The organism is Spongiibacter pelagi (genome assembly GCF_014705705.1).
Taxonomy (GTDB): domain Bacteria; phylum Pseudomonadota; class Gammaproteobacteria; order Pseudomonadales; family Spongiibacteraceae; genus Spongiibacter; species Spongiibacter pelagi.
On the sequence record NZ_JACXLD010000003.1, the window covers coordinates 94,502 to 107,705 of the forward strand.

The window sequence follows — 13,204 nt, forward strand, 5'->3', positions numbered from 1 at the left end:
ACCCGCGTCAGCAATGGCGCGGGTTTTTTTATGCCTGCTTGTGGGGGGAAGTAAAAATAACAAAACCACTTAGCCTTTGTTCGACGTATAAACTGTTAGAATTCAAAAACACGATTTTGGTCTTTTGGTAACTAGGCCTTAGTGCTCTCCTTGGGGGGGGCTTGCTCTGGTACTCGTGCTGGTAAAAAACCACCCGGCTTAATCATCGTGTGAAATATTAAAATAATAGTGGGTAAGTCTATGTTCCGTTTATTTCTTGCCAGCCTTGTGCTGTTTGTTTTGTCGGCTTGTGGAGGCGGTTCCAGCTCCAGCAGTAGTCATAACAATCCGGTTGCTAATCTGGATGCCGATAATGATGGCGTTCAAAATCAGGCCGACCTTTGCGCCAAAACGCCGGGAAATGAAACGGCGGACGATGATGGCTGCGCACCAAGTCAGTTAAATGCCAGTTGTGGCGACAATGACAGTGAAATTCCGGCCAAGCGTCACTATCAGGTGTTGTTGGATTCTGAAAGCGGTGAACGCATTAGCTTTGAGCTGTTCGAGCCGGCGGTGTTGAAGTGCGGCGAAATCAAACAGGGCGCCCATCCGCTGATTCTTCACGGTCACGGTTTTGGCGGCAAGCGGGTTAGTGATACCGAGTCGGGCGATTATCAAAGTTCGGGCATTGCGGATTTAGTCGAAGCCGGTTACGCGGTGATTTCTATAGATCAGCGCGGCTTTGGCGATAGCTCGGGCACGGTGCGGGTTATGGATCCGGATGTGGAAGGGCAGGATTTGCTACAGATTCTGGATTGGGCTGAGCAGCGACTGGATTATCTGGCTTGGCGCGATGAGCGTACCGGCCGGATCACGGCTCGTCCAATCTTTGCCGATAGTAACTCGCGCGGGGTAAACCTATTGGTGGGCGCCATTGGCAGTAGTTACGGTGGTGGCTATCAGCTATTGATTCACGGCCTCGATACCCAGCAGCGGCTGGATGCCATTGTGCCGGATATTACTTGGCACCACTTACCTTATAGCCTAAATCCCGGAGATGTTATTAAAGCGGATTGGGCGTTGTTACTGGTGGCGGGTGGTTCTGCTGGAAGTTATCAGCCGGGTTTGGAAAATCAGGATTCACCGCTAGCGCGGGGCCTTGATTCCTATATTGTCGAGGTGTTGACCCGCGGTTTGGCAATCAACGAGATTCCCCGAGACGCCTTGGATTGGTTTGCCTATCACAGCCCAAGTTATTGGTGCGGTCTTAATAATCAGGCGACTATGCCCTACGCGGCGTTGGCGAGTGATGTGAATAATAATCTCAGCTCGGCGATGAACCCGCCGTTTGGTATCTCTTATACCAATCAACCCGGTGTTGATATTTTGTTGACCCAGGGGATTCGCGACACCTTGTTTAATTTTAATGAGGCCTGGTGGAATTATCAGTGTTTAAGCCAGCGTGCTGCCAGTACGGGGCATGAGGTGCGATTAATCAGCCACGAGAGCGGCCATATCATCAGTAATTTTATTGGTGAAACCCCCGACCCCATTTACACCCAAGCACCCGGTGGAAATTTTGCTTGCGGGGCGCTCTCGGTGCGTGCGGCGACCTTGGCGTGGTTTAACGAAAAATTGCGTGGCGGCCCTGCGGTGGCGGCGCTGCAGGATGACCGCATTTGTATGTCTTTGGTGGATGATGATGCGGTTTGGATTCCTCGCGAGCAATTTAAGGCGCGACTTGCAGATGATGCGAATAACGACGCGTTCTATCAGTCTGCCGATTGGACGCTGGAAAATATTGCCAACGGTGCTGAGGCGCAAACTCTGCATCTTGCAGGTCAGGCCGCAGTTGTGCAGCCGGTACTCACCGTGACAGATAGTCGTGGGCTTGTTATTGCGGGTATTCCGCAGTTGGATTTGACGGTGACCACGCCACAAATGATTAATGATCTGGTGTGTGCCGAGGCGGTTGTACCTACGATTCGTACCGGCTGCGACAGCATCTTATTTGCCGGAATCGCGATTTCGCGAGCCGGCGGTGACTGGGAACTGCTTGATGACCAAATTACGCCGGTGCGCGGTTTGGGCGAGCATCTGGATTTTGATTTGGTCGGCATAGCTGAGCGCTTGGCCGAAGGGGATCGTCTCGGTGTTTGGCTGAGCGGTTATCACCCTCAGTATATTGAATCGTTCTCTCGCGACGTGACCATCCCCGTGGTGAATGTGCAGGGTCGTGTGCGCCTGCCGTTGTTTATGCTTGGGGCTGACGGCCAGCCTGATTTTTCAGGCGGTGTTGCCGGGGCAATCAGTACGGAGTAATCGCTGCGGGCCCTCTGGGTTTTGCCGGGCGGCCCGTCTATACTGCGCCGGTGTTGTTGAAATTCGACAACGCCGGATGGAATCACTAATCACGCGGTGTGCGCCTTGCAGTTATCTTCAATAGTCCCTTGGGGACGTTCTCTGGCCGAGTACAAGGCGATGTTCGATTTGAGCATCACTGATCTTGAGCGTCGCATTCTTGGCTGCGGTGATGGCCCAGCCAGCTTCAATGCCGAACTCACCGGGCAGGGTGGCGAGGTGGTTTCCGTTGACCCTATCTATCAATTCACGCGGCAAGAAATTCATTCCCGAATTCAGCGGGTGTATCCCGGTGTTGTTGCTGAGCTGGCGCGTAATGCCGAGCAATATCACTGGAGCAGTTTTCGCGATCCCGGTCATGTCGGTTCGGTGCGGATGTCGGCGATGAATCGTTTTCTCTCGGATTACGATTCCGGCTTGAAAGACGGGCGTTATATTGAGGCTAGTTTGCCTGAGCTGCCCATGTTCGATAATGAATTTGAACTGGCGGTGGTATCGCATTTATTGTTTTTGTACAGCGAGCAGATTGATGCCATTCAGCATCTCAATTCGCTTAAAGAACTGTGCCGTGTTGCGGGTGAGGTGCGGGTGTTTCCCTTGGTTGATCTAAAAGGGAAGCTATCGAGCCATCTGCGACCGGTGATGGAAGAATTGTATGCTCAGGGTTATCACGTTGAGCGGGTTAAAGTGCCGTATCGCTTTCAGAAGGGCGCGGATGAAATGCTGCGGGTTGTGAGTAAAAAACGGCCATCGCGTAAATCCCATGGGTCTGAATCCCTTGAGCCTGAATCTAAGGCTGATGCATGACGGAAGCGATTATTGGCCTTTCTGCCTCTGAGCAGCAGTTAGTCGCTGCTGCCGGCGATGTTTGTACGGCCAGCGATACCAATACCTTATTCGGTGCTAATTCTGACTTGCCCATGTTGCTGGTGGAGTCGGCGCACTGCCGTGCGGTGATTAGTCTTTATGGTGCGCAATTGCTGTCGTTCGCGCCGGCTGGCCAGCGTGATTTTCTTTGGTTAAGTCCGCTTGAGCGCTTTCAGCCGGGGCAGGCTATTCGCGGTGGAATTCCTGTTTGCGCGCCTTGGTTTGGCGTAAATCGGCGCGAAAATAGTCTGCCTAAGCACGGTTTTTTGCGTAACCGACGCTGGATATTGCAGTCATTTAACGCAGCGGATGAGCAGGTGGAGCTCTCATTAGCTTATCAATCCACAGAAGAGGATCTCTCGCTCTTCGCTTGGCCAATTCGAGCTGAGTTGCGAATAATCTTGGGGCGTGAGTTAGAACAAGTCTTGTCGATCAGCAATCTCGGTGAGTCGGCGATGCCGCTAAGTTTCGCACTTCATAGTTACTTGAGCGTGAGCGATGTGGGCGAAGCTAAAGTGTGCGGCCTAGATCAGCAAATGTATTTGGATAATTGTCAGGGCTTGTCGGCCTTTGTTCAGTCTGGAGAGGTAAGCTTTCCCGGTGAGGTTGATCGGGTGTATGAGTCTCAGCAGAGCGCTCAGCAGCTTGTTGATGGCCAGCGTACTCTGAGTATCAGCGGAGTGGATTGCGAGACGGTTATTGTTTGGAATCCCGGTGCGGAGCTGGCCCAGCAAATGGCTGACGTGGGGGCTTATCACAAAGACTACGTGTGTGTGGAGCGCGGCCGTGCTTTTGCGGATGAAGTTATTCTTGGCGCAGGTGAGCGGCATGAGGCGGTTATGCGCCTCGCGTCCGTCGATTAACTCTCAATAGGAGGCTGTTGTGCTGCTTGTGTTTGCCGTCAATTCATTGGTTTGTCTGGCGGTTGTTCTTATACACCACGAAATGTTGATCGTATTGCAGCGTCGAGCGCCCCATTTGCGTTCGCCTCGCCACCGCGTGCTGTTTGCCCTAGTGGGAACCCTGCTGGCACATGTGGCAGAAATCTGGGTATTTGGCTTGGTGTATTACACCTGCCACTACTCCACTGGGCTTGGTGGTCTGGCCGGCAATTTTGACGGCAGCTTGTTAGATTCTGTGTATTTCTCATTTTCCGCCTACACTACATTGGGGTTTGGCGATATTTATCCCAGTGGCAACTTGCGCTTTTTAAGTGGGCTCGAGGCCTTGTTGGGTTTGGTGCTTATTGCTTGGACGGCATCCTTCCTCTATATCGAAATGCGCCAAAACTGGGATAAGTCCTAAGCGGTTCAGGTTCATTCAGTTTCGGTTAAGCCCCGCTACGTAGAATGGCGCCATGCTTCGGGAAAAACGGATTGCAATACTACTTCGTATAACCTGATGCGGTGCAAATTAGATTGGAGAAAAACCATGCAATACAAACTTATTCTAGCCGTGTTAGTGACTGGTTTTTTAGCGGCGTGTAGCAGTACCTCGGTTTATCAGCCCGCCGAAAAACGCGGTGCTTACGGTTATACAGAAACGCAATTAGGTGCTGATCGCTACCGGGTCACCTTCACGGGCAACTCAGTGACTGATAAAGAAACCGTTAATGATTATGCGATGTTGCGGGCCGCAGAATTAACTCTGCAAAACGGCTACGAGTGGTTCCAAATGGTGAATCGCGATACCGAATCTAAAAGCCGTAGCAGCACCAATATTTCTGGTATGTATGATTACGGCGGTGGTACAGCGGTTTATCAGCGCTGTGGTTTGGTTAGCTGCAATACCTACGTGACCCAAGTGCCTTCTCGTATCGATGGCGGCGTGGCAACCACCACTACGCGCACTTCTTACCAGTCATCGCTTGAGGTCAAAATGGGTAAGGGCCAAATGCCAGAAAGCGCCGAAGCCTACAATGCTCAAGAACTGGCTTCGACTCTGCGCCGCTGGATGAATAACGCGAAGTAAATTTCACGCTGTGAGCCAAGCCGGGCAATTGCCCGGCTTTTTTTATTGCGGCATGATGGTTTGTAACAGTAAAAGTCAGGAGTTTATGGATGGAAACCGTGGTTGTGGTGGGCGCCAGCCCAAAGCCGGAGCGCTACTCCTATAAAGCCGCCGTAATGTTGGGTGAGTACGGCCATCGGGTGTTGCCGATTAATCCCTATCATCAAACTGTGGCGGGGCATACCTGTATAGGGCATATAAACGAGCTGGATGAGCCGGTGGATACCGTGACCTTGTATGTGCGCCCAGAACTATTGGAACCCATCATGCCTGAGTTGATCGCATTAAAGCCGAGACGGGTGATTTTTAATCCGGGTACGGAATCTGAGGTGCACGAAGCACAGCTCCGTGAAAATGGGATTGCTGTAGAAGAAGCGTGTACGCTGGTTTTACTTCGAACAGAGCAATTTTGAGCAATAAAAAAGGGAGCAATTGCTCCCTTTTTGCACAATCTAATCCGTTTTAAACGAATTGGATCAGGCCAACCAGTACCGCCGCCAGTGCAATACTCATATGGATAACACCCTTTACGGTCGTCATTGGGCCGGTTTTGCCAAAGATGGCATTCAGTTCCAGCAGCGCAATAATACCGAGGCTGATCAGCAAACCGAGGCTGAAGTTAGGCTCTGCGCCACCGCTTAATGCTGGCATGAAAGCCTCATTAGAACCGTGGAAGCTGCCCAGCATACCTACCAGCATTGAAGCAGAGAACAGGGTATTGGTGCGTGACGCCAAACCCGCTTTAGGGGCTGCTTTTGCCGCATCACCGGGGGTAATGCCACAAACGATTTTCTGGTTTGGCCAAATGATCAGCCACACGTTCAAGAACATCAGGGTGCCCATTACCGCGCCGATGATGATGTAAGCATTCAATCCGCGTTGCATGGTGAAGTGCAGGAGGATCAGGCCGGTGATAAAGGTGAACATGGCGCCCCAGCGGAACCACCAAAGTGCGCGAGGCGCCAACTTCTGTACCGCGTCAGCTTTAGCAGTCGCTTCAGCTTCTTTGAAGTATTCGGTTTGTACGAAATTGAAGTAGTACAGCAGGCCGATCCACGTAATGCCAAACAGCACGTGTAGCCAGCGGAACAACAGGTCCAAGCTGATAAATGAATCCATAATACAATCCCCACTCAATGTTACAGATGTTGTGTTTTTGTTTTACTGCGCCGCCGAGTATAGCAGAGCGAACTTTTTGTTGGAGAAACTTTCTAAGGCTGAAATTTTCCCCTCTACTCTGGGAATTAGTCACTGGTGAGAGGTCCGACCTCTTGCCATAATATTGTTTTGGAAAACACTCTGGAGAGTTTGACGCTGTGAAGGATAGCAACAGGTCTGAGCCCACAATTTCATTAACGCTGGATGATGACGATCTGGCGCATCGCGCGGAGCAAAAAAAATCCGCCCCAGTCGCTAAGTCAGGTGGCAGCGGTGGCAGTGGCCTAAGCATGCTACTGCTGTTTTTGGTGCTGGGCTTGGGTGGCGCGGCCTACTACTTATACGACCAGTTGGTGATGAGTCAGCAAGCGTTGGCGCTGAACCAGCAGCGCTTGGATGCGCTTGAGGATCGCCTTTCTGCTGCGGGTGAAAACCTTGAAGAGAACAGCCTGACCACACAAGTGCGGTTGAAAGAGCTGGATAGCGAAGTGCGCAAGCTCTGGGACAATGTCTGGAAAAAGCAGAAAGAAACCCTGCAAGAGCATGAAGCAGACCTGAAAAAGCAAAGTGTAGCTATTGCTAAGCTGGAAAAAGCCCAAGCGGCAGACGCCGTGAAGCTCAAAGGTTTGGATGGCTTTGGCGATAAGCTAGATCGCGCTGTTGCCCAGTCCGAGGTCAATAAGAAAACCCTGTTGAGCGTACAAAAAGAAGTGGCCAAGGGCGGCAACCTTGAAACCCGTATTGCCGACTTGGAAAAGCAAATGAAAGAAGCGGACGAATGGCTGGATTCGGTTAACGCCTTCCGCCGCCAAGTGAACCGCGATCTGGAAAACCTACGCCAAACTATGACCCAGTACCACGCGGCGAGTCCTCAGCCTTAAAGTCAGTTGTTTTTTAAAAACGGGTTGTGCGAATTTCAGATGGTCGTATTGCTAAATGAAAGGATTGAAAATGAGTGATACTATAGTGTCACTTTTTTGTGTCGGTATAGCCCGTGAAAGTTGAGCTGGTAACTAATTTAAAGCGTCAAGCTACAAAAATCCTGGCGGACTTACATTTGTCAAAAGAGCCCGTGCTGATTACGGAGCATGGTCAGCCCTCTGCCTATCTTGTCGATGTGCAGGACTATGAGTTTATGCAGCGCCGACTGCAATTGCTTGAGGCGCTCTCAAGGGGAGAGCGCGCTGTACTGGAGGGAAGAACGTACAGCCACAAAGAGGCCAGGGAGAAAATGAGTAAGTGGCTGAAGTAATCTGGACGGAGCCGGCACTGCAAGAATTGGATGACCTGGCAGAGTATATCGCCTTGGATAATCCGGCTGCGGCAAGCGAGCTGGTTCAGAAAGTGTTCAAAAAAGTCGAACGACTAGCTAAGTTTCCGCAATCTGGGCGAATGCCTCCCGAACTGCCCAGTTCGGTGTATCGAGAACTGGTTTTGCCACCTTGCCGTATTTTTTACCGAGAAGAGGGGGCGCGGGTTTTCATCATCCATATTCTGAGAGAGGAGCAACAACTCCGCGCCTACCTTTTAGAAGGTGGTTCTTAACCATCTTACTTGGCGACTTTCTATATTGCGTCGCAACCCTGGTGTATACTTGCCCGCCACAATGTCCGGCCCGGCTGAATCCAACTTCCAGTCTGGTCAGATTTACTCCAAACGCCCTTTTTAAACCTTACTGACAGGCCCCGGTGCGGCAGTTTGCGTCTCACCCTAGAACAGGCCAAAAAGACCGAAGGAGTCTTTCCCATGACTGTGATCCGCCAGGATGATCTGATTCAAAGCGTTGCCGATTCTCTGCAATATATTTCTTACTACCACCCGGTTGATTTCATTAAAGCGGTGGGTGAGGCCTATGAGCGCGAGCAGAATCCGGCAGCCAAGGATGCCATGGCGCAAATCCTGATCAATTCGCGTATGTGTGCCGAGGGTCACCGTCCGATCTGCCAAGACACCGGTATCGTTACCGTGTTCATCCAAGTGGGGATGAATGTGCAGTGGGATGCCGATATGTCGGTAAGCGATATGATTAATGAAGGTGTTCGCCGCGCCTACAACCTGCCAGACAACGTGCTGCGTGCATCTATTCTGGCCGATCCAGATGGTGCTCGTAGTAATACTAAAGACAATACTCCGGCGGTTATTCACTTTGAGATCGTTCCCGGCGACAAGGTAGATGTGCACGTGGCGGCCAAGGGTGGCGGCAGCGAGGCAAAATCCAAGTTTGCCATGTTGAATCCCTCTGACTCTGTGGTGGAGTGGGTGCTGAAAATGGTACCAACCATGGGTGCCGGTTGGTGTCCTCCAGGTATGCTGGGTATCGGTATCGGCGGTACTGCTGAAAAAGCCATGCTGTTGGCCAAAGAAGCGCTGCTCGACCCCATTGATATTCACGATCTGCAAAAACGCGGTGCGGGCAATCGCGCCGAAGAGTTGCGTTTAGAGCTGCATGAGAAAATCAACAAACTGGGTATTGGTGCTCAGGGTTTGGGTGGTTTAACCACTGTCTTGGACGTGAAGGTTAAGGATTACCCAAGCCACGCGGCCAACAAAGCTGTGGCGATTATTCCTAACTGTGCGGCAACTCGTCACGCCCACTTCACACTGGATGGCAGCGGCCCGGCGGCGTTGACGCCACCTTCGCTGGAAGATTGGCCAGAAGTGACTCGCGAGGCGGGTGGTGACGTTAAGCGCGTTAATCTGGACACCGTAACGGCGGAAGAAATCAAAACTTGGAAGCCCGGCGATACGCTATTGCTGAACGGTAAAATGCTGACTGGCCGCGACGCTGCACACAAGAAAATGACCGATATGCTGGCCAAGGGTGAAACCCTGCCGGTAGACCTGAAAGGTCGCTTTATTTACTACGTGGGCCCGGTTGATCCCGTGCGTGAAGAAGTGGTTGGCCCTGCTGGCCCAACTACCGCAACCCGTATGGATAAGTTTACCCGCACCATGCTGGCGGAAACTGGCCTGATGGGCATGATCGGTAAATCGGAGCGCGGTGATATTGCGATTGAGGCAATCAAGGAATTCGAAGCGGTTTACCTGATGGCAACTGGCGGTGCGGCGTATTTGGTTGCGCAGGCAATCAAAAAGGCCGAGGTGGTTGCCTTCCCCGAGCTGGGAATGGAAGCCATCTACGAATTCACCGTAGAAGATATGCCGGTGACTGTGGCGGTTGATACTCAGGGCGAGTCAGTGCATAAAACTGGCCCGCAATTCTGGGCAGCTAAAATCGAAGCTGAGAAAATTAACGTCGCCTAAGAATGGGGACTTTCTACTGGCACGACTACGAAACCTGGGGCGCCAATCCATCGATTGATCGCCCCGTTCAGTTTGCCGGTGTCCGCACCGACAGTGAACTGAATATCATCGGTGAACCGCTGATGGTATTCAGTCGCCCAAGTCCGGATTTTTTACCCCATCCAGAAGCTTGCCTGATTACCGGTATTACGCCCCAGCAAGCGCTGGAAGAGGGCGTGTCAGAATCGGAATTTATCGCCCGGATTTATTCAGAGTTGGCCCAGCCCGGAACCTGCGGCGTGGGTTACAACAGCATTCGCTTTGATGACGAAGTCACCCGCTACACCCTCTATCGCAATTTCTACGATCCCTATGCCCGCGAGTGGCAAAACGGCAATTCGCGCTGGGATTTAATTGATGTGGTACGCCTGTGCTGTGCACTGCGTCCCGATGGGATTGAGTGGCCGTTGCGGGAAGATGGAACGCCCAGCTTTAAACTCGAATTGCTTAGCCAAGCCAATGGTCTCAGCCACGAGTCGGCCCACGACGCCCTGTCTGATGTGTATGCCACCATTGATCTGGCCAAACTGATTAAAAGCCGCAAGGGCAAGCTCTGGGATTATGCGCTGGGTCTGCGCAATAAGCGTCAGGTTGCACAATTATTGGATACCGAGGCTCAGGTGCCGGTTTTGCATGTGTCTGGGCGATTACCGGCGGCTCGGTTTTGTAGTGCCTTGATGATGCCTTTGGCTCTGCATCCGCAGAACCGCAATAGTGTGATCTGTTATGACCTGAGTGCAGATCCTCAGCCGCTGATCGACGGTGATGTTGATGAAATTATGCGCCGGGTATTTAGTTCTGCCGCTGATTTGGGGGATACCCCGCGAATTCCTTTGAAGGAAATTCATATCAATCGCTCGCCGATGGTGGCAACCAGCAAATTGCTCGATGAACACAGTGCTGAGCGCTTGCAAATCGATTTGCCCCAAGCGCGGCAGTACTGGCAGCAACTGCGCAATGCGGCCGGGCTGACCGAGAAGCTGCAAAAAGTATTTAGTCAGCGTGAATTTGCCGGCAGCACTGATCCAGACAGCCAGTTGTATGGCGGATTTATTGGTGATGCTGATAAACGTTTAATGGATGAGTTACGCGAGGCGAGCCCGAGTGAATTGGGCAGTGATTACTTCCGTTTTCAGGATCAGCGCTTGCCGGAATTGCTATGGCGCTATCGGGCCCGCAATTTTCCGGAATCACTCAATCCTGCCGAGATGAAAAAGTGGATGGGTTTTTGCCGTTCACGCCTGCGCGAGCCTAGCGACGGACGCTTGGGATTTGCGAGCTTCCGCCAGCGCCTTGAAGAGCTAGCCGCACTTGAAACCGATGATTTCCGCCAGCATATCCTCAGCGAGCTTTCCGATTACGCTGATGCGTTGGAGCAGGCTGGCTTGTGAGCGAGGCTGATTGGTGGGTCTATATGATCCGCAGTAACAGCGGCAAGTTGTATACCGGCATTAGCACTGATCCCGATCGCCGATTCCGTGAACATGCTGGCGAGTTAGCTGGCGGCGCCCGTTTTTTTCGGGGCGATCCACCGCTGCAGATTGTCTATCGTGAACGGGCAAGCGATCGCTCGGAGGCCAGTCGTCGCGAGGCCGAAATTAAAAAGCTGACACGCGGTCAAAAGCTGCTATTGATTGGCGCGAGCAGCTAAGCAAATCATAAAAGACGTTTTGTAAGCGCAGACTTGCAAGCGATAATTGCCGCCCAAGCGGGGAGATAACAATGACTGAGGCGCAAGCCGAACGCAGTAAAAGCCGAAACCTTGGTGTGCTTAAAGCCATGCTGGGTTTCCTGCGGCCTTATCGAATGCAGGTCATTGGCGCCAGTATTGCCTTGGTACTTACGGCGGCGGTCACCTTATCCATTGGTCAAGGTTTGCGATTGCTGGTTGATCAAGGCTTTGCCCAAAACGCCACCACAGACAGCCTTAATCAAGCGCTGCTCATTTTTCTGGTCATGATTTTACTACTGGCGGTCGGCACATTTATCCGCTTTTTTCTGGTGTCTTGGATCGGTGAGCGGGTTAGCGCCGATTTGCGGCAAAAAGTTTTTTCCCATGTGGTGATGCTGCATCCCGGCTTTTTTGAGACCAATCTCAGCGGTGAGATTCAGTCGCGAATCACCACCGATACAACCCTGCTACAGACGGTTATTGGCTCCTCGGTATCCATTGCTCTGCGTAATATGCTGATGTTCATTGGGGGAGTCATTTGGCTGTTTATTACCAATCCCAAACTGACGGCGATGGTGATGATCAGTGTGCCGCTGGTGGTGATGCCCATTCTGATTTTTGGTCGCCGGGTGAGAAAGCTGTCCCGCGATAGTCAGGATCGCATTGCCGGTGTGGGCACCTTTGTGGGCGAGTCGATCAAAAATATCAAGCTGGTGCAGGCGTTTAATCATCAACTGCTGGATCGCGATGCCTTCGATCGCCATGTTGAATCCGCGTTTGATGTGTCCATTGATCGCATTAAGCAGCGGGCGTGGCTGTCGACCACGGTGATCACCTTGGTATTGGGCGCAATCTCGATCATGATTTGGGTGGGTGGTCACGATGTGATGGCCGGCCGGATTAGCGGTGGTGAGCTAACCGCGTTTGTGTTTTATGCGGTAATGGTCGCGGCGTCAGTGGGGGTAATTTCCGAGGTTTACGGCGATTTGCAGCGCGCGGCGGGGGCGACTGAGCGCTTGCTGGAATTGTTGGCGGCAGACAATTTAGTGCCCGAACCTGTACAGCCCAAAGCCTTGAGCCAGCCGGTGCGCGGCGAGTTGAATTTTGACCATATCAGTTTTTATTACGCCTCTCGGCCCGATCATGCGGCGATTGATCAGCTCGATCTGCAAATTCCGGCGGGGAGTAGCTTGGCCTTGGTGGGCAGCTCCGGTGCAGGGAAATCGACGCTGATTGATTTGTTGCTGCGATTTTACGATGTGCAGCAGGGCGCGATTCGCTTTGATGGCGTCGATATTCGAGATTTGTCCCTCGCGGATTTGCGCCAACATATCGCCATGGTGCCGCAGCAGCCCGTGCTTTTTACTGGCACAGTGGCGGATAATATCCGCTATGGAAAACCGGGGGCGAGTGACGAAGAACTTCGCGCGGCGGCGCGCTCTGCCTACGCGGCAGATTTTATTGAGCGCTTGCCGGAAGGGTACGATAGTCACGTTGGTGAAGGCGGGGTGAGATTATCTGGCGGCCAGCGTCAGCGCATCGCCATTGCCCGCGCCATTCTGGCTGACCCTAAGTTGCTGTTATTGGATGAGGCCACCAGCGCTTTGGATGCCGAGAGCGAATATCAGGTTCAGCAGGCGCTGGAAAAACTGATGCAGGGTCGCACCAGTATCGTGATTGCGCATCGACTGGCAACGGTGATTAATGTAGATCGCATTGCGGTGCTCGACCACGGCCAATTAGTGGCCACGGGTACCCACAATGAATTGCTAAGCCGCTCGCCCTTGTATGCGCGCTGGGCCAGTCTGCAATTTGATGAGGCGGGCAAGCAGGTCGCCGCCGACGCGTCGTAGT

General features: G+C 52.4%; 14 protein-coding genes. 13 read left to right on the plus strand and 1 reads right to left on the minus strand.

The features are described 5' to 3' along the window. The first annotated feature begins 240 nt into the window (after positions 1-240). The 6 genes from IB286_RS06685 (at position 241) to IB286_RS06710 (ending at position 5,630) form a co-directional block, all read left to right on the plus strand. Positions 241-2,301: an alpha/beta hydrolase gene (locus tag IB286_RS06685; protein WP_190763809.1), complete on the plus strand. Its 2,061-nt coding sequence runs from the start codon at positions 241-243 to the stop codon at positions 2,299-2,301. A gap of 105 nt (positions 2,302-2,406) precedes the next feature. Further along, a complete protein-coding gene (locus IB286_RS06690) occupies positions 2,407-3,147 on the plus strand; it encodes an SAM-dependent methyltransferase (RefSeq protein ID WP_190763811.1) in 741 nt (246 codons plus the stop codon). Next, entirely contained in the window at positions 3,144-4,070 is a 927-nt protein-coding gene (locus IB286_RS06695; RefSeq protein WP_190763813.1) for a D-hexose-6-phosphate mutarotase, read from the plus strand. Before IB286_RS06690 ends, IB286_RS06695 begins: the two co-directional genes overlap by 4 nt. A 19-nt stretch (positions 4,071-4,089) precedes the next feature. After that, positions 4,090-4,512, plus strand: a complete 423-nt coding sequence (locus IB286_RS06700; protein WP_190763814.1) for a potassium channel family protein — start codon at positions 4,090-4,092, stop codon at positions 4,510-4,512. A gap of 126 nt (positions 4,513-4,638) precedes the next feature. Next, positions 4,639-5,178: a CC0125/CC1285 family lipoprotein gene (locus IB286_RS06705; RefSeq protein ID WP_190763816.1), complete on the plus strand. Its 540-nt coding sequence runs from the start codon at positions 4,639-4,641 to the stop codon at positions 5,176-5,178. Positions 5,179-5,267: 89 nt separating this feature from the next. Then, positions 5,268-5,630 (plus strand): CoA-binding protein, encoded by a 363-nt coding sequence (locus IB286_RS06710; protein ID WP_190763818.1) that lies wholly within the window; start codon positions 5,268-5,270, stop codon positions 5,628-5,630. A 49-nt stretch (positions 5,631-5,679) separates the two neighbouring features. Here IB286_RS06710 and IB286_RS06715 read toward each other — a convergent pair whose 3' ends face one another. Next, complete coding sequence (locus IB286_RS06715; protein ID WP_190763820.1) at positions 5,680-6,336, minus strand: urate hydroxylase PuuD; 657 nt, start codon at positions 6,334-6,336, stop codon at positions 5,680-5,682. Positions 6,337-6,533: 197 nt separating this feature from the next. On the opposite strand from IB286_RS06715, the gene IB286_RS06720 reads away from it, so the two are divergent. From IB286_RS06720 to IB286_RS06750, 7 genes are all read left to right on the plus strand, one after another. Continuing rightward, positions 6,534-7,256 (plus strand): hypothetical protein, encoded by a 723-nt coding sequence (locus tag IB286_RS06720; RefSeq protein WP_190763822.1) that lies wholly within the window; start codon positions 6,534-6,536, stop codon positions 7,254-7,256. A gap of 113 nt (positions 7,257-7,369) precedes the next feature. Continuing rightward, the gene (locus IB286_RS06725) at positions 7,370-7,627 is read left to right on the plus strand and encodes a type II toxin-antitoxin system Phd/YefM family antitoxin (protein ID WP_190763824.1); all 258 of its coding nucleotides are present in this window, start codon (positions 7,370-7,372) and stop codon (positions 7,625-7,627) included. After that, positions 7,615-7,920, plus strand: coding sequence for a type II toxin-antitoxin system RelE/ParE family toxin (locus IB286_RS06730; RefSeq protein WP_190763827.1), 306 nt, complete (start codon positions 7,615-7,617; stop codon positions 7,918-7,920). The genes IB286_RS06725 and IB286_RS06730 overlap by 13 nt, the downstream gene beginning before the upstream one ends. A gap of 201 nt (positions 7,921-8,121) precedes the next feature. Next, positions 8,122-9,639, plus strand: a complete 1,518-nt coding sequence (locus IB286_RS06735) for a fumarate hydratase (RefSeq protein ID WP_190763829.1) — start codon at positions 8,122-8,124, stop codon at positions 9,637-9,639. A 2-nt stretch (positions 9,640-9,641) separates the two neighbouring features. Then, on the plus strand, positions 9,642-11,069 hold the full coding sequence (gene sbcB, locus IB286_RS06740) for an exodeoxyribonuclease I (protein WP_190763831.1): 1,428 nt from the start codon (positions 9,642-9,644) through the stop codon (positions 11,067-11,069). Beyond that, entirely contained in the window at positions 11,066-11,329 is a 264-nt protein-coding gene (locus IB286_RS06745) for a GIY-YIG nuclease family protein (RefSeq protein WP_317889720.1), read from the plus strand. The genes sbcB and IB286_RS06745 overlap by 4 nt, the downstream gene beginning before the upstream one ends. Before the next feature lie 71 nt (positions 11,330-11,400). Next, complete coding sequence (locus IB286_RS06750) at positions 11,401-13,203, plus strand: ABC transporter transmembrane domain-containing protein (protein WP_190763832.1); 1,803 nt, start codon at positions 11,401-11,403, stop codon at positions 13,201-13,203. The last annotated feature ends 1 nt before the right edge of the window (position 13,204 follow it).

Coding starts and splice junctions, on each gene's coding strand:
- IB286_RS06685 (WP_190763809.1), top strand. CDS start 241: ATGTTCCGTTTATTTCTTGCCAGCCTTGTGCTGTTTGTTTTGTCGGCT.
- IB286_RS06695 (WP_190763813.1), top strand. CDS start 3,144: ATGACGGAAGCGATTATTGGCCTTTCTGCCTCTGAGCAGCAGTTAGTC.
- IB286_RS06705 (WP_190763816.1), top strand. CDS start 4,639: ATGCAATACAAACTTATTCTAGCCGTGTTAGTGACTGGTTTTTTAGCG.
- IB286_RS06710 (WP_190763818.1), top strand. CDS start 5,268: ATGGAAACCGTGGTTGTGGTGGGCGCCAGCCCAAAGCCGGAGCGCTAC.
- IB286_RS06715 (WP_190763820.1), bottom strand. CDS start 6,336: ATGGATTCATTTATCAGCTTGGACCTGTTGTTCCGCTGGCTACACGTG.
- IB286_RS06735 (WP_190763829.1), top strand. CDS start 8,122: ATGACTGTGATCCGCCAGGATGATCTGATTCAAAGCGTTGCCGATTCT.
- sbcB (WP_190763831.1), top strand. CDS start 9,642: ATGGGGACTTTCTACTGGCACGACTACGAAACCTGGGGCGCCAATCCA.
- IB286_RS06750 (WP_190763832.1), top strand. CDS start 11,401: ATGACTGAGGCGCAAGCCGAACGCAGTAAAAGCCGAAACCTTGGTGTG.